General features: G+C 66.6%; 19 protein-coding genes and 1 tRNA gene. 13 read left to right on the forward strand and 7 right to left on the reverse strand.

What is annotated here, in order from left to right; genetic code table 11:
* Position 1 precedes the first annotated feature (1 nt).
* Both HZ989_RS04260 and lptB read left to right on the forward strand, forming a co-directional pair.
* Entirely contained in the window at positions 2 to 496 is a 495-nt protein-coding gene (locus tag HZ989_RS04260) for an LptA/OstA family protein (protein ID WP_209322394.1), read from the forward strand.
* A 24-nt stretch (positions 497 to 520) separates the two neighbouring features.
* The gene (gene lptB, locus HZ989_RS04265; RefSeq protein WP_209322395.1) at positions 521 to 1,312 is read left to right on the forward strand and encodes an LPS export ABC transporter ATP-binding protein; all 792 of its coding nucleotides are present in this window, start codon (positions 521 to 523) and stop codon (positions 1,310 to 1,312) included.
* A gap of 48 nt (positions 1,313 to 1,360) precedes the next feature.
* On the opposite strand, the gene HZ989_RS04270 is transcribed toward lptB, so the two are convergent.
* Both HZ989_RS04270 and HZ989_RS04275 read right to left on the reverse strand, forming a co-directional pair.
* Positions 1,361 to 1,951 (reverse strand): manganese efflux pump MntP family protein, encoded by a 591-nt coding sequence (locus tag HZ989_RS04270; protein WP_209322396.1) that lies wholly within the window; start codon positions 1,949 to 1,951, stop codon positions 1,361 to 1,363.
* Between the two features lie 72 nt (positions 1,952 to 2,023).
* On the reverse strand, positions 2,024 to 2,746 hold the full coding sequence (locus HZ989_RS04275) for a DUF805 domain-containing protein (RefSeq protein ID WP_209322397.1): 723 nt from the start codon (positions 2,744 to 2,746) through the stop codon (positions 2,024 to 2,026).
* Positions 2,747 to 2,916: 170 nt separating this feature from the next.
* Between HZ989_RS04275 and rpoN the strand changes: the two genes are divergently transcribed.
* The 3 genes from rpoN (at position 2,917) to HZ989_RS04290 (ending at position 5,719) form a co-directional block, all read left to right on the forward strand.
* Complete coding sequence (gene rpoN / locus HZ989_RS04280; RefSeq protein WP_209322398.1) at positions 2,917 to 4,419, forward strand: RNA polymerase factor sigma-54; 1,503 nt, start codon at positions 2,917 to 2,919, stop codon at positions 4,417 to 4,419.
* 71 nt (positions 4,420 to 4,490) lie between these two features.
* Positions 4,491 to 5,150, forward strand: coding sequence for a ribosome hibernation-promoting factor, HPF/YfiA family (hpf, locus tag HZ989_RS04285; protein WP_209322399.1), 660 nt, complete (start codon positions 4,491 to 4,493; stop codon positions 5,148 to 5,150).
* A gap of 98 nt (positions 5,151 to 5,248) precedes the next feature.
* The gene (locus HZ989_RS04290; RefSeq protein WP_209322400.1) at positions 5,249 to 5,719 is read left to right on the forward strand and encodes a PTS sugar transporter subunit IIA; all 471 of its coding nucleotides are present in this window, start codon (positions 5,249 to 5,251) and stop codon (positions 5,717 to 5,719) included.
* A gap of 13 nt (positions 5,720 to 5,732) precedes the next feature.
* Here the strand turns inward: HZ989_RS04290 and HZ989_RS04295 are convergent, their stop codons facing one another.
* Both HZ989_RS04295 and HZ989_RS04300 read right to left on the reverse strand, forming a co-directional pair.
* Entirely contained in the window at positions 5,733 to 6,014 is a 282-nt protein-coding gene (locus HZ989_RS04295; RefSeq protein WP_209322401.1) for a DUF1150 family protein, read from the reverse strand.
* A 62-nt stretch (positions 6,015 to 6,076) separates the two neighbouring features.
* Positions 6,077 to 6,490, reverse strand: a complete 414-nt coding sequence (locus HZ989_RS04300) for an Hsp20 family protein (protein ID WP_209322402.1) — start codon at positions 6,488 to 6,490, stop codon at positions 6,077 to 6,079.
* Positions 6,491 to 6,661: 171 nt separating this feature from the next.
* On the opposite strand from HZ989_RS04300, the gene HZ989_RS04305 reads away from it, so the two are divergent.
* Entirely contained in the window at positions 6,662 to 8,356 is a 1,695-nt protein-coding gene (locus HZ989_RS04305; RefSeq protein WP_209322403.1) for an MFS transporter, read from the forward strand.
* Positions 8,357 to 8,477: 121 nt separating this feature from the next.
* On the opposite strand, the gene HZ989_RS04310 is transcribed toward HZ989_RS04305, so the two are convergent.
* From HZ989_RS04310 to HZ989_RS04320, 3 genes are all read right to left on the reverse strand, one after another.
* Positions 8,478 to 8,969: a hypothetical protein gene (locus tag HZ989_RS04310; RefSeq protein ID WP_209322404.1), complete on the reverse strand. Its 492-nt coding sequence runs from the start codon at positions 8,967 to 8,969 to the stop codon at positions 8,478 to 8,480.
* Positions 8,970 to 9,327: 358 nt separating this feature from the next.
* Positions 9,328 to 9,403, reverse strand: a tRNA-Ala gene (locus HZ989_RS04315).
* 154 nt (positions 9,404 to 9,557) lie between these two features.
* Positions 9,558 to 10,022 (reverse strand): TIGR02300 family protein, encoded by a 465-nt coding sequence (locus HZ989_RS04320; protein ID WP_209322405.1) that lies wholly within the window; start codon positions 10,020 to 10,022, stop codon positions 9,558 to 9,560.
* A gap of 137 nt (positions 10,023 to 10,159) precedes the next feature.
* Here HZ989_RS04320 and aroA point away from each other — a divergent pair, with 137 nt between their 5' ends.
* The 7 genes from aroA to HZ989_RS04355 all read left to right on the forward strand — a co-directional run bounded on the left by aroA (position 10,160) and on the right by HZ989_RS04355 (position 18,239).
* Positions 10,160 to 11,473: a 3-phosphoshikimate 1-carboxyvinyltransferase gene (gene aroA / locus HZ989_RS04325; RefSeq protein WP_371812975.1), complete on the forward strand. Its 1,314-nt coding sequence runs from the start codon at positions 10,160 to 10,162 to the stop codon at positions 11,471 to 11,473.
* A 49-nt stretch (positions 11,474 to 11,522) separates the two neighbouring features.
* Positions 11,523 to 12,173 (forward strand): (d)CMP kinase, encoded by a 651-nt coding sequence (gene cmk / locus HZ989_RS04330; protein WP_209322407.1) that lies wholly within the window; start codon positions 11,523 to 11,525, stop codon positions 12,171 to 12,173.
* Positions 12,174 to 12,330: 157 nt separating this feature from the next.
* Positions 12,331 to 14,034, forward strand: coding sequence for a 30S ribosomal protein S1 (rpsA, locus tag HZ989_RS04335; protein ID WP_209322408.1), 1,704 nt, complete (start codon positions 12,331 to 12,333; stop codon positions 14,032 to 14,034).
* Positions 14,035 to 14,327: 293 nt separating this feature from the next.
* Positions 14,328 to 14,618, forward strand: a complete 291-nt coding sequence (locus HZ989_RS04340) for an integration host factor subunit beta (protein WP_209322409.1) — start codon at positions 14,328 to 14,330, stop codon at positions 14,616 to 14,618.
* Between the two features lie 17 nt (positions 14,619 to 14,635).
* Positions 14,636 to 15,052, forward strand: a complete 417-nt coding sequence (gene mscL / locus HZ989_RS04345; protein WP_245162450.1) for a large-conductance mechanosensitive channel protein MscL — start codon at positions 14,636 to 14,638, stop codon at positions 15,050 to 15,052.
* Between the two features lie 260 nt (positions 15,053 to 15,312).
* On the forward strand, positions 15,313 to 17,709 hold the full coding sequence (locus HZ989_RS04350) for a M1 family metallopeptidase (RefSeq protein ID WP_209322410.1): 2,397 nt from the start codon (positions 15,313 to 15,315) through the stop codon (positions 17,707 to 17,709).
* Positions 17,709 to 18,239: a DUF6702 family protein gene (locus HZ989_RS04355; protein WP_209322411.1), complete on the forward strand. Its 531-nt coding sequence runs from the start codon at positions 17,709 to 17,711 to the stop codon at positions 18,237 to 18,239. The genes HZ989_RS04350 and HZ989_RS04355 overlap by 1 nt, the downstream gene beginning before the upstream one ends.
* The last annotated feature ends 49 nt before the right edge of the window (positions 18,240 to 18,288 follow it).

An 18,288-nucleotide genomic window follows, 5' to 3' on the forward strand; every position in this document is an offset into this window, starting at 1 on the left:
CATGAAGACGACCAGCATTCTCGCGATGGGCGCAACCATCGTCGCTCTCGGGTCAGGCGGAATGGCCGGGGCCCAGTCCCGTCCCAACACCTCGAACCAGCCGATCGGCTATGGCGCGGATTCCGGCGAACTGACCCCTACGGCCGTGTCCCTTCGCGGCCGGGCCGAGATCACCCAGGGCCAGACCCGGCTGCGTGCCAACGCCATCGAGGGTATGCGTGACGCCTCGGGTGGCCTGACTCGCATCGAGGCCACGGGCGACGTCTATTATGTCACGCCCAACGAAACGATCCGAGGCGATCGCGCGGTCTATACCGTCAACAACGCTACGGTCACCGTGACCGGCGACGTCATCCTGACCCAGGGCCAGAACGTCCTGACCGGCGGTAGCCTGACCTACAATGTCGACACCGGCCAGGCCCAGGTCCAGGGTGGCGGTGCCGGTGCAAACGCCGGACGCGTGCGCGGCGTCTTCTATCCGGAAGGGTCGAACTGAGCCCGGGCTCGGACACGCACCACAATGGCCCGCAAGGAACTCTCCGCCCTCAATATCGATGACCGCCCCGTCGCGCCGACGGTGCCCGCCGCGGCGCCCGCGCGTGGCCTGCGGGTCCAGAACATCGCGCGCGCGTTCGGCGCGCGGCAGGTCGTGGCCGACGTCTCCCTGACGGTGCAGCGCGGCGAGGTCGCGGGCCTGCTGGGACCGAACGGCGCGGGCAAGACGACCTGCTTCTACATGATCACCGGCCTGATCCCCCCGGACAGTGGGACCATCTGGCTGGACGGAGAGGACATCACCGCACAGCCCATGTACCAGCGCTCGCGCATGGGCCTGGGCTACCTGGCCCAGGAAGCCTCGATCTTTCGTGGCATGACGGTCGAGGACAACGTCAAGGCCGTGGTCGAACTGCGCGAGACGGGCAAGGCCATAGAGATCGAGACCACCCGCCTGCTCGAGGAACTCAATATCCAGCATCTGCGCCAGGCGCCCGCTACCGGCCTGTCGGGCGGCGAGCGTCGCCGGGTCGAGATCGCCCGGTCCCTGGCCGGCAAGCCCAGCTTCATGCTGCTGGACGAACCCTTTGCCGGCATCGACCCCCTGGCCATCGCCGACATCCGCCAGGTCATCCGCTATCTGGCGGGTGAGGGGATCGGCGTCCTGATCACCGACCACAATGTGCGCGAGACGCTGGACATCATCGACCGCGCCTCGATCATCTCGAACGGAGCGGTCCTGTTCGAAGGCACCGCCGACGAGGTTATCCACGACCCCGAGGTCCGGCGCGTGTACCTGGGCGATCTGTACGGCTGAGGCGCCAGGGCATGGTCGTCGGGGCCGGACCCGCGAAACGATTCCCCCTCAGCCGATCGGGGCCTGGCGGACGAACAGTCCCAGATGCTCGACCAGGATCGTCGTGCCGACGCCGATCAGGGCCAGCCCCCCGACCAGCTCCGCCAACTTGCCGAAGCGAACGCCGACCGCGCGCCCGATCAGCATGCCGATCGTGGACAGGGCAAAGGTCGTCAGCCCGATGCAGGCCGCGATGATCCAGATGTTGGCGCCCAGGAAGGCCAGCCCCACACCGACGGCCGCCGCATCGATACTGGTGCCGATGGCGGTGGCCACCAGCGCCCAGAGAGCGGCCCGCGACGACGAATGCCCGACGCTGTCCGTCGACGCCGGTTTGTGCGCTTCCCAGATCATCTTTCCACCGACGACGGCCAGTAGCCCGAACGCGATCCAGTGGTCCACCTGCTGCACGAATCCCGCCGCCAGCAGGCCCAGGGTCCAGCCGATCAGGGGCGTGATCGCCTCGATGACACCGAATACCAATCCGGCCCGGACGGCCCCCTGCCATGACGGACGGTGTGACGCGCCGCGCCCGACCGCGGCCGCGAAGGCGTCGGTGGACATGCTCAGGGACAGGATCGCGATGGTGCCGGGGGTCATGCGGCACGGCTTAGCGGCCACGCCTCTTGTTAGGCCAGACTGAACCGGCAGTGCGCGATGTGCCCCGACCGATCAGGTGCCGCGTCGGCCGAACACAGGTGCCGGTGTCGCCCTGTGGCCGGTGCCCCAGGCCTCCGGCCGGGGCGCGGGCGGATCGAATGCGGGCTGAAAGGCCGGTTCGGCGGTGGCATTCGCCCGCCTGGCCTCGGCGAACAGCGCCTCCAGTCGGGCGTCGTCGTCGCCTGTCCCCCCGCCACCGTCATTGACGTAGCGCGTCGTCGGATCGCGAGGGTCTGGACCAAACCGGTTTTCACCTCGCGTGCCGGGTAGCAGGATCAGAACACCCATCACCAGTTGCCCCAGCATTCCGACCAATCCCAGCAGTCCCGCTGTGCCCAACCCGGCCAACATCGTGCCCACGAACACCTCACGGCTGGCTCCGGCACCCACAGACGCTATCGCCGTGCCGAGCGTCACCAGGGTCAGAAAGGTGCTGGCGATGCCCGGGGCCAGAAGCAGCAACCACACCGCGCCCCGGCCGGTGTCGTGAAGCCGTCGAACGAGCACGGAATAATTCGGAACGATCAGACCGACGACGCTGAGGCCGATCAGCCCCAGGGCCACCAGCATGCCCGGTGTCGCCCGGGGCGTTTCGCCCTGATCCGCGGCCGCCACCAGCAGCCCGGTCAGCAGGGCGTACCAGAGGCACTGGAAGATCGCGAACAGCCAGTACTCTCCCCGGCTCGAACGGCCCTTGAAGTCGGCATAGCGGATCAGCGGGCGGAACAGGATCATGGCGCGCTCGTCGTCGTCGTCGGTCGATCAGGCAACCTCGCACGCCCTGCGTGAAGGTCCGGCGAACGGAGTTGGTTAAGCCGCGACCATCGAAAGCCGCCGTTAACCGCTGGCCTTCATCCTGACGCAAGTTCCGGGCCACGGCGGTCCGGCGGTCAGGGGGTGGCGCGGTGATCGGTCAGAGGCTGGAGGTTCGCCAGGGGCAGGGGCTGGTCATCACGCCCCAGCTGCAGCAGGCCATCAAGCTGTTGCAGCTGTCGAACCAGGAACTGGACGAATACGTCGAGGCCGAGCTGGAAAAGAACCCGCTGCTCCAGCGCGAGGAAGCCGAGGGCACCCCCAATGAAGGCCGTGTGGCCCCCGCCGACACCACCGAGCTCAGCTTCTCCGACGCCGAGGCCCCCGACCGCTCCTCGACCGTCGATGCGCGCGAGGATGACATCTATGGCGATGCGACGCCCGGCGAGCGCACCTCGGACCGGCTGTCTGACGAGGCGGCCGAACAGCCCGGCCTGTCGGACTGGTCGGCGGCGGGCAAGGGCGGCTCCTTCAACGACGGCGACGGTGGCGAGCGCCCCGACCGCCATGACCCCACCCTGTGGGACCACCTTCAGGCCCAGGCCTCGACGGCCGGCTTTTCGACCACGGACCACGCCATTGCGCTCAGCCTGATCGATGGTGTGGATGACGGTGGCTACCTGAGGGGCGAATTGGCGGAGATCGCTGACCGGCTGGGCTGCGATCTCGCTCGCGTCGAGGCGGTGCTGGCCACCTGTCAGGGCTTCGAGCCGACCGGCGTCATGGCCCGCTCCGTCCCGGAATGCCTGAAGCTGCAACTGATCGAGCGCAACCGCTTCGACCCGGCCATGGCCATCCTGCTCGACAATCTGGAGCTTCTGGCCCGGCGCAACCTGGTCGCCCTGCGCGCCGCCTGCGGTGTCGATGCCGAGGATCTGGCCGAGATGATCTCGGAGCTGAAGGCGCTCACCCCCCGACCCGGGGCCGGCTTCGCGGGCGAAGTCGCCCAGACCGTGATCCCCGATGTCCACGTCCGCCCCGACCCGGCCGGCGGCTGGCGGGTCGAGCTGAATACCGACACCCTGCCGCGCCTTCTGGTCGACAAGCGCTATCACGCCACGGTCTCTGCCGCCGCCCGCAGCGAGACCGAAAAGGCCTTCGTCGCCGACTGTGCGGCCCAGGCCAGCTGGCTGGTCAAGTCGCTGGACCAGCGCGCCAGGACCATCCTGAAGGTCGGCTCCGAGATCGTGCGCCAGCAGGACGCCTTCCTGGCCTTCGGCGTCGAATTCCTGCGCCCCCTGAACCTGAAGACCGTCGCCGACGCCATCGGTATGCATGAATCGACCGTCAGTCGGGTCACCTCGAACAAATATGTCTCCACCCCGCGTGGCGTGTTCGAGCTGAAATTCTTCTTCACGGCCGCGATCCAGGCCACCGACGGCGGCGCGACTCACTCGGCCGAAGCCGTCCGTCACCGGATCAAGGCGATGATCGACCACGAGGGCCGCGACGGTGACGTCCTGTCCGATGATCGCATCGTCGAGATCCTGAAAGAGGCCGGCATCGACATCGCCCGTCGTACCGTGGCCAAGTATCGGGAAGCGTTGCGTATTCCGTCCTCGGTCGAGCGCCGCCGCCTCCTGCAAACAGGGTAAATCGCGGAAGCGTTACCGTGAAATCGGTGTTCGCCGTTGACACTTTTGCCGCCCGGACGCGTTCTACACCCATGCAAGTGCAAGTGAGCGGCAAGCACGTGGATGTCGGCGAAGCGTTAGGCTCGCGCATCTCCCAGGAACTCAAGGAAGGCGTCGGAAAATACTTCGAACGCGGTGGTGAAAACGCCGAGGTCGTGGTGTCCAAGGACGGCTACGGCTTCAAGGTCGACTGCTGGGTCCGCCTCGCCTCGGGCCAGGCCCTGGTGACCACCGGTCTGGGCGGCGATGCCTACGCCGCCTTCACCGACAGCCTTGAAAAGCTGGAAAAACGGGTGCGCCGCTACAAGCGCCGCCTGAAGGATCACCACATCGGTCCCAAGGGCCTGTCGCCCGAGAAGACCGAGGATGCGGCGCGCGAGGTCGCCCGCAGCATCGTCCTGCGCGATCCCGATACCGTCGAGGACGAGACCTTCGGCGACACCGAACAGGAAGGCCCGCCGCCCGTGGGCATGGTCATCGCCGAGAGCGTGTCCGAGATCCGGACCATCACCGTCGGTCGCGCGGTTCTGGAACTCGATATGACCGGCTATCCGGTGGTCCTGTTTCGTAACGCGGCCCATGGCGGTTTATCGGTGGTCTATCGCCGTCCGGACGGGAATGTGGGCTGGATCGACCCTGAACGCACAGTGTCGTTGAATGGACACGGTTCTGTAAACGGTTCGGGCGCATAAGCCTTTCCAAGGGCGCGCAGACCGTCTAGACGGCGCGCGCCCCGGACCCGTCAAATCCGGCGGGCCCAGCCACTACTCGAGTATGAGTCGCGACGATCATGGACATCGGTGAACTGCTGGTCCGGGACGGCATCGTTCTGAAAAGTGGCGCGTCCTCCAAGCGTCAGGCGCTTCATAGCGTGGCCGCCGCCGCGGCCCAGTGCATGGGCATCGAGGAATCGACGATTTTCGATGCCCTGATGGAGCGCGAGGCACTCGGTTCGACCGGCCTGGGCTCAGGGGTCGCGGTGCCCCATGCACGTCTGCACGGGCTCGACAGCGTCCGTGCTGTGTTCGTGCGTCTCGACACGCCTGTCGCCTACGAAGCCGTCGACGACCGTCCCGTGGACCTGATGTTGGCCCTGTTCGCCCCGCCCGGCAGCGGAGCCGACCATCTGCGCGCCCTGGCCGCCGCGTCTCGCGCCCTTCGATCGCCGGAAATGCGCGAGCAACTGCGCCAGGCGCGCACCGTCGACGCCGTGCAAGCCCTGTTCGTCCGTGACGCCAGCATCGCGGCGACGGCGGCCTGATTTCCCTATCGGGTTAGTGCACGGACACCGGGGCCAGCGCGTGCGCCACGGCGGCCGCGAAAGCGGTCTCGCGGTACAGCATCACGGCCAGCCGCTCGCCGTCCGCGCCATGAACAGCATAAAGGGTCTGATCGGGGTCGATCATCAACCCCCTGGCCTCTGCCTTCGGCGCATCCGCCAGCACGTCGGCGGCGCTGATCGCGCGCACATAGACGAGATCGGGTGCGCCCAGGCCGGCGAAGTCTTTTTTGTCATCCTCGGCGTCATCAGGACCGCCTCCTTTTTCAGTGGGCATGAACGCCTGGTCGCGCGTGGGGTAGGCCGCCGCGCCGAAGCGTCACGAAATCGTGGCCGGGATCAGTCGACACTGATCGGAATACGCCGCACCGTCTGGGCCTGTTCGGGCCGCTTCAGATCGACGTGCAGCAGGCCGTGCTCCAGTTGCGCACCCTCGACCTCCAGACCGTCGGCGAGCACGAAACTGCGCACGAAACCGCGGGCCGCGATCCCCCGGTGCAGGAAGGCCTGGTCCGGCCCCGGCTCGCGCTTGCCGGCAATGGTCAGCTGGCGCCCCTCCAGGGTGATGGCCAGGTCGTCGGGCGCAAAACCCGCGACAGCCAGCGAGATCCGCACCGCGCTCTCGCCCAGCTGTTCGACGTTGTAGGGGGGATAGCTTTCCGCGGCCGCCTTTGCGGCCCGGTCGATCAGGGCGCGCGTCTGGTCAAAACCGAGCAGAAACGGGCTGTCGAACAGCACGGGGCGGGTGGTCATCGTCTTCAGTCCTCGAACAAGCGACTGCACCGGCAGGCCCCCGATGGATCGGCGGGACCGCAAGCGTCGGGTCTGCATATGGGATGCCCGGCCCGGCCATCAAGCGCCTTTGTGGATCGACAATCGACGGCTAGGCTCAGGGCGGCCCGGGGGCCGAAGGGGGCGACCGTCATGACCACAGCGAGCACCGAGCCTCAGAGCCTGGCCCGGAACGACCGGTTGGTCATCCTCGCCTCCTCGGTCGGCACGGTGATCGAATGGTATGATTTCTACCTGTATGGATCCCTCGCCGCGATCATCACCACCCAGTTCTTCTCGGGCGTGAACGAAACGACGGGCTACATCTTCGCACTCATGGCCTTCGCCGCCGGGTTCGCTGTCCGTCCCTTCGGAGCCATCGTCTTCGGGCGGCTGGGAGACCTGTGGGGACGCAAGAACACCTTCCTGGTCACCATGCTGCTGATGGGACTGTCGACCTTCGTGGTGGGCCTGCTGCCCAACTATGCCGCCATCGGCATCGCCGCGCCGATCATCCTTGTCCTGATGCGGCTGATCCAGGGGCTGGCCCTGGGCGGCGAATACGGCGGCGCGGCCACCTATGTCGCCGAGCATGCGCCGCCCGGAAAGAGAGGCTTCTATACCTCCTTCATCCAGATCACGGCCACGGCCGGTCTGATGATCAGCCTGCTGGTCATCCTCGGTACGCGGTTCGCGGTGGGAGAGGCGGCCTTCCTCGACTGGGGCTGGCGCATCCCCTTCCTCGTCTCGATCCTGATGCTCGGAGTGTCGCTGCTGATCAGGCTGAAGCTGGCCGAGAGCCCGGCGTTCGCAAGGATGAAGGCCGAGGGCAAGGGATCGGCCACGCCGCTCAAGGACAGTTTCGGCAAATGGCCCAATCTGAAGCTGGTTCTGATCGCCCTGTTCGGCCTCGCCGCCGGCCAGGCGGTCGTCTGGTACACCGGCCAGTTCTACGCGATGTTCTTCCTGGAGCGGGTACTCAAGGTCGACGGCCCCCTGGCCCAGCTGATGACGGCGGCGGCCCTGTTCCTGGCCACGCCCTTCTTCGTTTTCTGGGGATGGCTGTCGGACAAGGTCGGGCGAAAGCCGATCATCCTTGGGGGCTGCCTCATCGCCGCCCTGACCTATTTCCCGCTGTTCCACGCTCTGACCGGAGCCGCCAATCCGCAGCTGGCGGCGGCCACGGCCTCGTCACCCGTCGTGGTCCACGCCGACCCGTCCGACTGCGCGTTCCAGTTTGACCCCGTGGGCAAGCAGACCTTCACCAGCTCCTGCGATCTTGCGAAGTCCTATCTGGCGAAGGCGGGCGTGACCTATTCCAACGCCATCGCTCCGGCCGGTTCGGCGGCCGAGATCAGGATCGGGGCTGCGACGGTAAAGAGCTTCAACAGCGTCATCGCCGAGGATGTTCAGTCCGCGTCACGGCCGGCCGGTGCGATCACCCGCGCCGAGTTCGCGGTTCGCAAGACGGCTTTCGAAAAGGACCTCGCCGCGGCTCTGGCGAGCGCCGGCTATCCGGCCAGGGCCGACAGTGCCCTGGTCAACAAGCCCCTGACCATCGCCATCCTGTTCGCGCTCGTCTTCTATGTGACCATGGTCTACGGGCCGATCGCGGCGGCGCTGGTCGAGATGTTCCCCACCAACATCCGCTACACCTCGATGTCGCTGCCGTATCACATCGGCAATGGCTGGTTTGGCGGCTTCCTGCCCACCACGGCTTTCGCCATGGTCGCTGCCACGGGCAACATCTACTATGGCCTGTGGTATCCGGTGGTCATCGCCGTGGTGACGGCCATAGTGGGTCTGTTGCTGGTGCGGGAGGGCAAGGCCGTCGACATCCACGCCTGAAACCGCAAACCAGAGGAGGCCGACCTGCTGTCCGCCCCCGGCAGGTCAGCTGTCCCGTGCGGCCGCATTGGGTTTCGCCGCCGTCCGCGCGATGGCGATGCTGAACCCGGGCGCCCAAACCTCAGTTCGTTGGCGGGCCATCCTGGGGCGGCGCCGGGAGACGGGCAGCGGCCTCGGCCCGGTCTCTCATGGCCTGGGGCAGGCTCGAGAGTTCTGCCGCGCGGTTCTCGGCGATCTTGCGTTTCGTTGCGAGTTCATCCTCAGGCAAGGCCGTGAACTGCGTGGCTGCGAAGTTCAGGAAGTCCTGGATAAAAGCGTCCATTTCCGCCTGGAAGGTCGCCTGGAGATCGTCCAGTTCCTGTTTGGCTCCAGTCGGATCCAGAACCGCGCGTCGCGCGGCTGACTTCATTGCCTCGTCAACGGCGAGGACACGCCGACCCAGCGCAGCAGAACGCTCGTTGAAGGCGATTTCCTCGTCGGAAGGGGTCTCGTCGCCGACTGTCCGGGTCGAATCGGCGGCAGGTTGTGCCGGCGCGTCTTGCTGGGCGTAGGCCGGCATACCAAACGACAGCGCCACAACCGGCATAAGGAGGAATGAACGAAAGACAGACATGTGCGCTCCTTCGAATTCGGACGCCGTCCATCTCGCGAAACGATCGTCGGCTCAAGCCGAAATTTCGTCCGCAGCCGGCCATCGTCAGAATGCTCGACGATCCTGACAGTATGGTCAGGGACAGCGGATGGGCCTCCGCTCTGGCCGGGGCGGACAGGGTCTTGCCCCGGTGGGGGAGGGTCGCGATCGCGCGCCGGGCGCGCCATTTCCAGGTGTCGCCCCGGATTCCCTGCGCGCCTGAACGAGATCGTCGGCGACACAGCGGTTCAGGCGATAAACTCGAAGACCGCGGTTGACTGCCCATGCGCTGCACGCAACGAACAAGGGGTCAGCGGTTTCCCGCTAACCCCTTGAAAATTGGTGGAGCTTAGCGGAGTCGAACCGCTGACCTCTTGCATGCCATGCAAGCGCTCTACCAGCTGAGCTAAAGCCCCGGAACCTTTCGGTCCAGAACGCCGGGTCTGGTGTGGCCCCCGGCGAGGCGGCGGAACCTATGTCGGGTCGATTTTCAGATCAACCCGGTTCCGCCTTTTATTTTCGCTCGCAGGAAGGGGCCGGGGCGAGCCGAATTTCGCCCCTGAACCCGCCCTACAGATCGTCGTCCTTGCCGCCCTTGACGACGTCTTCGCCGAAGGCGTCGTCATCCTCGTCCTCGATGAAGGGCACGGAATCGTCGTCGTCGTCGTCGGCCAGGACATCATCGTCATCGCCTTCGGTCGAACCCATGCCGGGCTCTTCGGTCGGGTCGGCGACCACGTCGTCCTCGTCGTCCGGCGTCAGGATCGGCTCATGGCCTTCCTGATCGATTTCCGGCGTGACCACGTCTTCCTCTTCATCCTCGTCGTCGGTCGCCTTCTTCTCGACGACCTGATCCTCGGCGTCGTCAGCGGCATAGCCACCCGGACGGCCGCGACGGCTGCGCAGCTTGATCGCTTCTTCGGGATCGAACTCGGTATCGCATTTGGGGCAGTGCGCCGGACGGCGCTGAAGGTCGTAGAATTTGGCCTGGCAGTTCGGACAGACCTGCTTGGCGCCAAGTTTGGGATCGGCCACGGGTGATGGAGACCTTTGGATGGAGGAGGGGATTTCGGCCGCGTCCCTTGCCACCATGGGGGGCCGCTGTCAAAAGCCGTCTTTGGCGTGGCCTGAGGTCCGCCCTCCCCAAACCCTCGTTTCGGAGCGCAATGCGGGTGACCCACCCTGCCCATCTGACCGCGCGACCGGGCGCGCCCTTGCGCGGGACCGTGCGGGCTCCGGGCGACAAGTCGATCTCTCACCGCTCCATGATCCTGGGGGCCATGGCCAGCGGCGTGACCGGGATCGACGGCCTGCTGGAAGGCGACGACGTCCTGGCCACCGCCCGTGCGGCAGAGGCCTTCGGGGCGACCGTCGAAAACCTTGGGGGTGGACGCTGGCGGGTGACCGGCCAGGGCGGGTTCCGCACCCCGGCGAGTGTCATCGACTGCGGCAACGCCGGCACCGGCGTGAGACTGCTTATGGGGGCGGCGGCCGGCTATCCGATTACGGCGACGTTTGATGGCGACGCCTCGTTGCGCGGTCGCCCGATGGGCCGCGTCACCGACCCCCTCGCCCGCATGGGCGCGCGCTTCGACTGGAGCGGAAGGCCCGACCTGCTGCCGGCGACCCTGACTGGCGGAACCCTGTCGGCCATCGACCATGTCCAGACCGTCGCCTCCGCCCAGGTCAAGTCGGCCATCCTGCTGGCAGGGCTGAATGCGGTCGGCACCACGTCCGTCACCGAGCCGGAGCGGAGCCGGGACCACACGGAGCGGATGCTGCGCGCCTTCGGGGCCGTGGTGGATGTCGAGGATAAGGGCGAGGGCTGGGTCATCCGCCTGCGCGGGGGCCAGTCCCTGACGGGGACTGCCGTCTCCGTGCCCGGAGACCCCTCCTCTGCTGCCTTTCCGCTGGCCGCCGGGCTGATCGTTCCGGGATCGGCGGTCATGGTCGAGGGCGTGATGCTGAATCCCCTTCGGACGGGTCTGTTCGACACCTGGATCGAGATGGGGGCCGACCTGACCATCGCGAACCGCCGCGTCTCGGGCGGCGAGGATGTCGGCGACATCACGGCCCGCCACTCGGTCCTGAAGGGTGTCGTCGTGCCCGAAAGCCGCGCCGCCTCCATGATTGACGAATACCCGATCCTGGCCGCCACCGCCGCCTTCGCGGACGGGACCACGGTCATGCGCGGCGTCGGCGAAATGCGGGTCAAGGAAAGCGACCGCATCCGTCTGATGGTCGATGGCCTGCGCGCCTGTGGCGTCGCCGTGGAGGAAGAACCCGAAGGCTTCCTCGTCACCGGTGGACCTGTTCCCGGCGGCGCGACGGTCCACACCGCCCACGATCACCGCATCGCCATGAGCCACATCGTGCTGGGCCTGGCCGCCGGGCGAGCCGTGACCGTCGACGAACCCGACATGATCGCCACCAGCTTTCCCGGCTTCGTGGAGATGATGCGGGGACTGGGCGGAGATCTTTCGTGAACAGAGGTTCACTGGCGCGCTCCCCCGGACTGTGCTTCCTCCCCGGATTATGACATCCCCCTTCGTCATCGCCGTCGACGGTCCGGCCGCCTCGGGCAAGGGGACCATCGCCTCGCGCCTGGCCGCCCACTACGGCCTGCCCTTCCTCGACACCGGCCTGCTGTACCGCGCCGTCGGTCTCGACGTGCTGACCGGCGGGGGTGACCTCGGCGATGCCCGGGCGGCGGAACGGGCGGCGCGGGCCCTCGACGCCGCCCGCCTGTCCGAAGATCCCGCGCTGACGACGGGAGAAGCGGGCGAGGCCGCCAGTCGCGTGGCCGGGCATCCGGGCGTCCGCGCCGCCCTTCTGGATCTGCAGCAGGCCTTCGCGCGCCAGGCGGGCGGGGCGGTGCTGGACGGGCGCGACATCGGCACGGTCATCGCGCCGGACGCGCCTGCCAAGCTGTTCGTCACCGCGACGCCCGAGACCCGCGCGCGCCGCCGCTGGCTGCAGCTTGCCGGGCGCGGCGACACCCTCACTTTCGGCGACATGCTCGCCGATATCCAGCGCCGCGACGAGCGTGACGCCGGTCGCGGCTCGGCCCCCATGGTCCAGGCCGACGACGCCGTCTTGCTGGACACGACCGATATGGATATAGAGATCGCCTTCGATGCGGCCCGCCGTATCGTCGAGGCGGCGCGCGCGAGACACGGTCTTTAAGGCCCGGATCGCAAATCCAACGCTCCCATCCTCGATCTCCGCGGGCGTTCTGGCACCGATCGCCTCGCTTTCGACGACCTGACTGACAACTTCAACCTCACCTCGCGCAGGGCCGTCCGGTCGTGCGCCATAGCCCCATCGGAAACGCATCCGCTTCATGTCTGATACCCTCAACCCCACGCGCGACGACTTTTCGGCGCTGCTCGACGAACAACTGCAAGGCCGCGATCTCGGCGAAGGCCAGGTCGTTCACGGCCGCGTCGTCGGCATCGAAAAGGACATCCTGATCATCGACGTCGGTCTGAAGACCGAGGGCCGCATCTCGATCCGCGAGTTCGCCATCGGCGAAGGCTCCGTGGTCCCCAAGGTCGGCGACAACGTCGAAGTCTATCTGGAGCGTGTCGAGAACGCCCTGGGTGAGGCCGTCATCAGCCGCGACAAGGCGCGTCGCGAAGAAGCCTGGACCCGTCTGGAAATCGTCTTCGCCGAAGGCGTGCCGGTCAACGGCGCCATCGTGGGCCGGGTCAAGGGCGGCTTCACGGTCGACCTGGGTGGCGCATCCGCCTTCCTCCCCGGCAGCCAGGTCGACATCCGCCCCGTGCGCGACGTCGGCCCGCTGATGGGCAAGGAACAGCCGTTCCAGATCCTCAAGATGGACCGTCCGCGCGGCAATATCGTCGTCTCGCGTCGTGCGATCCTTGAAGAGGCCCGCGCCGAACAGCGCACCGAGCTGGTCGGCCAGCTGCAGGAAGGTGAAGTCCGCGACGGCGTCGTCAAGAACATCACCGACTACGGCGCGTTCGTGGACCTGGGCGGCATCGACGGCCTGCTGCACGTCACAGATATGTCGTGGAAGCGCGTCTCCCACCCGTCGCAGGTGCTCGCCGTCGGCGACACCGTCCAGGTGCAGATCGTCAAGATCAACCCGGACACCCAGCGCATCTCGCTGGGCATGAAGCAGCTGCAGTCCGATCCGTGGGACGGCGTCGAAGCCAAATACCCGCCGGGCGCGAAATACACGGGCCGCATCACCAACATCACCGACTACGGCGCCTTCGTGGAGCTGGAGGCCGGCGTCGAGGGCCTGGTCCACGTCTCGGAAATGTCCTGGACCAAAAAGAACGTCCACCCCGGCAAGATCGTCTCGACCTCGCAGGAAGTCGATGTGGTGGTCCTGGATGTCGACGCCTCCAAGCGCCGCATCAGCCTCGGCCTCAAGCAGGCCCAGGACAATCCGTGGGATGCCTTCGTGGCCCAGCACCCGATCGGTTCGACCGTCGAGGGCGAGGTCAAGAACGCCACCGAGTTCGGCCTGTTCATCGGTCTGGACAACGACATCGACGGCATGGTGCACCTGTCCGATCTCGACTGGTCGGTCTCGGGTGAGGAAGCCATCCAGCGCTACCGCAAGGGCGAGATGGTCAAGGCCAAGGTGCTCGACGTAGACGTCGAGAAGGAACGCGTCTCGCTCGGCATCAAGCAGCTGGGCGGCGATCCCGTCGGCGACGGCGATACCTACAAGAAGGGCCAGACCGTCACCGTGACCGTTACGTCCATCGAGTCGGGCGGTATCGAGGTCAAGTTCGGCGAAGACGGTGCGCCGGTCACGTCCTTCGTGCGCAAGTCGGACATCAGCCGCGACAAGAACGAGCAGCGCCCCGAGCGTTTCGCCGTCGGCGATCGCGTCGACGCCCAGATCACGAGCATCGACAAGGCCACCCGTCGCATCTCCGTCTCGATCAAGGCCCTGGAAATGGCCGACGAGAAGGAAGCCATCGAACAGTTCGGATCCTCGGATTCCGGTGCCTCGCTGGGCGACATTCTGGGCGCGGCTTTGCGCGAGAAGGCCAAGCAGGACTGAGGGGTCCGATAGCCTGAGGTTCGATGCGCGGCATCTCGTGACTCGAGACCGCGCATCGATCGGGGCTACGGTTCGAGGACTGACGATGCGGGCTGCCGGAGCGATCCGGCCGCCCGTTTTCGTATGCGAGGTCGCTCCGCGCACGGGATAGCGACATTTAACCCTCATTCCCTGACGGAAACTGATCAAACCCCCTTTTTCGCCCCGCGCGCGAAGGCTAGGGTGCGTTCGCAACCGGATTGAAGTTGCACCCGTAATTGCGCTCCAGAGCGGGAAAGGGCGGGGGCCTGCACATGATCAAGTCTGAGCTGATCGAGAAACTGGCGGCTGAGAATACGCATCTCACACACGCCGAGGTTGAGCGCGTCGTAAACGTCGTGCTCGGACGCATGACCGAGGCGATGGCCGCGGGCGGTCGCGTCGAACTGCGCGGGTTCGGGGCGTTCTCCGTCCGGTCCCGTCCGGCGCGCGCAGGCCGCAATCCGCGCACGGGCGAAACCGTCGACGTCCCTGCCAAGGCGGTACCCTTCTTCAAGAGCGGCAAGGAGCTGCGCGAGCGGCTGAACGCCAGCGGCGACGCCTGAGTCTGGGGACGATATCGATGGGTCTGGTTTCCGAATTCAAGGAATTCATCGCGCGCGGCAACGTGATCGACCTCGCCGTCGGCGTCATCATCGGTGCCTCGTTCGGAAAGATCGTCACCAGCCTGGTCGAACAGGTTGTCATGCCGCCGATCGGCCTCCTGCTGGGCGGCGTCGACTTTTCCCATCTTCAGTGGGTGCTTCGCCCCGAGAATCTCGCCACCGAAGAGATCGAGGAAGTGGCCATCCAGTATGGCGCTTTCCTGAATACCGTCATCCAGTTCCTGATCGTCGCCTTCGTGATCTTCCTGATGGTCAAGGCGATCAACAAGCTGAAACGCGCCGAGGCTGTGGCCCCGTCGGCGCCGCCGGTGCCTTCGGCCTCTGAGGTTCTGCTGGCCGAAATTCGCGATGAGCTGAAATCCCGGCCTCGTTGACAGGTTGCGGTGACCATTTGGCTATATGCGCCCCGGGCATGATGGCGACGATTGTGACGAGGCCCATGAACGTCGATGCGAGTGTGTCGTATCGCGTGGCGCTACGCCTGAAGCGCTGAATCGCCGGAATCCTGCAGGACCGTCTTGGACGGCGGGGCGCAAGGCGGCATTGCGGGACGATCATGTGGTCCGCGCTTGCGCCCTCCGGTTCAATCCGTAAGGTCCGCGGTGGCTGTTTTGGGTTTTGACGAGGCTTGGCGATGCGTGGATTCTTCCTGGCGGCGACAGGTCTTGTCGCGGCGCTCTCGGCCGGGATGGCGTCCGCCCAGGTCAGCGTCGGGCCCGTGCAACAGACGACCGGCACGTTCGAGGACAAGTTCCGTCAGTTCGAGGGCGAGGACTGGCCCAGCCCGACCGACTATCGCAGCGCGTCGGGCGCGCCCGGCTTCCGCTACTGGCAGCAGAAGGTCGATTACGACATCGACGTCTCGCTGGATGAGCCGACCCGGACGCTGACGGGGACCGAGACCGTCACCTACACCAACAACTCGCCCGACCGGCTGGGGTATCTGTGGCTGCTGCTGGATCAGCAGAACTATCGTCGGGCATCGATCGCCGAACGCACCCGTACCGTCGGCGACGCGGCCACCGTCAGTGTCGGCGAGGTGCTGCGCGTCCAGCGATTCCAGGAGTGGGAGGGCGGGTTCAACGACCTGAAGATCACCGGCCCGGACGGGCAGGACCTGACCTATACGATCACCGATACCCTGCTGCGGATCGACCTGCCGCAGACCCTGGGAACGGGCGAGAGCTTCACCTTTACCATCCGCTTCACCCTGCCGCTGCCCGAGACGAATGTCGTCGGGGGCCGGTCGGGCTATGAGTGTTTCACCAAGGCCTGGGAGGACGGCAACTGCATCTTCCTGGCGGCCCAGTGGTTCCCGCGCCTGGCGGTCTATTCGGACTACGAGGGCTGGCATCAGGCCCAGTTCCTGGGGTCGGGCGAGTTCACCCTGGAGTTCGGCGACTACGACGTCTCGATCACCGCGCCGGCCGACCATGTCGTGGCCGCGACCGGCGAACTGGCCAACCCCGAGATCCTGAGCGAAGCGCAGCGGTCGCGTCTGGCCCAGGCCCGGACCGCCGACGAGCCCGTCTATATCGTCACGCCCGCCGAGGCCGCCGCAGCCGAGGCCTCGCCCGCGCGGTCGGGCACCCGCACCTGGCATTTCGTCGCCGACAATGTGCGCGACTTTGGCTGGGCGGCCAGCCGCAAGTTCGTCTGGGACGCCCTGGGGGTCGAACAGGACTCAACCGAGCACCCGGTCGTGATGGCCATGTCCTTCTATCCGAAGGAGGCCCGCCCGCTTTGGGACGCCTATTCCACCAAGGCCATCGCCCACACCCTGGACGTCTACAACCAGTTCGCCCTGACCTATCCCTATCCCACCGCCCAGTCGGTCAACGGGCCGGTCGGTGGCATGGAATATCCGATGATCACCTTCAACGGGCCGCGGCCGGTGCGGGGGGACGACGGCTCTCTGACCTATACCGAGCGGGCCAAGACCGGGCTGATCGGGGTGGTGATCCACGAGGTCGGTCACACCTATTTCCCGATGATCGTCAACTCCGACGAGCGCCAGTGGACATGGATGGACGAAGGGTTGAACAGCTTCCTGCAGTTCGAGGCGCAGAAGCTGTGGGATCCCGACTTCCCCTCGCGTGGCGAGCCCCGTGACATCGTCGAATACATGATCAGCCAGGACCAGGTGCCGGTCATGACCCAGTCCGACTCCCTGCTGCAGTTCGGCAACAACGCCTATGCCAAGCCCGCGACGGCCCTGGTGATCCTGCGCGAGACCGTCATGGGCCGCGAGCTGTTCGACCGGGCGTTCCGCGAATACTCCCAGCGCTGGATGTTCAAACGCCCGACGCCGTTCGACTTTTTCCGCACCATGGAGGAGTCGTCGGGCATGGATCTGGACTGGTTCTGGCGCGGCTGGTTCTACACCACCGACCATGTCGACATCGCGCTCGACAATGTGGTGCGCGTGAACCTGCAGTCGACCGACCCGGACGAGCGCGCCCGCGCCGACCGCGAACGCTTCCGGCAGCAGCCGGTCAGCCGCACCGCCGCCGTCAATCAGGAGGCCGGCATCCAGACGGTCATCGAGCGCGACAGCGGCGTGCTGGATTACTACGACGAGACCGACCAGTTCACCGTTACCGCCACCCAGCGCAGGGATGCGGCCTCGGCCGCCGCCCGTGCCGATGCCGACCGCAGGCGCGCACAGGGTTTCCGCGACAACATCTATCGCCTGACCTTCTCCAACGTCGGTGGTCTTGTCATGCCGGTGATCGTCAAGATGAATTTCGCGGACGGGACCAGCGAGACGGTCCGCATTCCGGCAGAGATCTGGCGCCGCAACAGCCAGCGCGTGGTCTGGCAGTACACCTCGTCCAGGACGCTGGTGTCTGCCGAGCTGGACCCCCTTTGGGAGACGGCGGACTCGGACCGGTCGAACAACAGCTTCCCGCAATCGATCGTGCCCTCGGTCGTGCCTCTGGCACCGGCCGGTCCCCAGGGCCAGAACCGGATGCGCGACGACGACCGCCGCGTCACCCCCGACAGCCTGCGAACCCGACCCGCTTCCTGATGGCCGGCGCGCGCTTCAGAATCGGACGGCGAGAGTTGCTGGGCGGGCTGATGCTCGTCTGTGGGCTGGTCGCCGGCCCCGCCCGGGCCCACCGAGGCCATGCCGGTCTGACGGTGGTGGAGATCAATGCCGCGAGCGGTGCCGTTCGGGTGACCCACCGTTTCTACGCTCACGACGTCGAGCCCGCCCTGGTCTCCATCGCGCCCGATGCCCAGCCGTCGCTGGATGATCCGCGCGCGGTCGCGGACCTGGAAGCCCATCTGGCGGCGCGATTCCGGCTGGAGATCGATGGCCGGGCGATCGACCTCACCCATGGCGAGACGGTCCTGGCCGGCGACACGGTGCGGGTCGGCTTTGCGGGCACGAGCGAGGCGGAACCGGCCGTGCACGCGGTCACCGTCGACCTGGATTTCTTTCCTGGCGTCCATGACGACATGGAGCAGCAGGTGAATGTGCGCACCGGCGGCGTGACCCGCACGATCCTGTTCCGCCCCGGATCCGCAGCTCAGACGGTCCGCTTCGAGGGTTAAGGCTCTTCGACAGGGTCGAAATTGCCACGCCGGAGACCCAGGCTCCAGA

It is taken from the genome of Brevundimonas sp. AJA228-03, assembly GCF_017795885.1.
Classification (GTDB): Bacteria; Pseudomonadota; Alphaproteobacteria; order Caulobacterales; family Caulobacteraceae; genus Brevundimonas.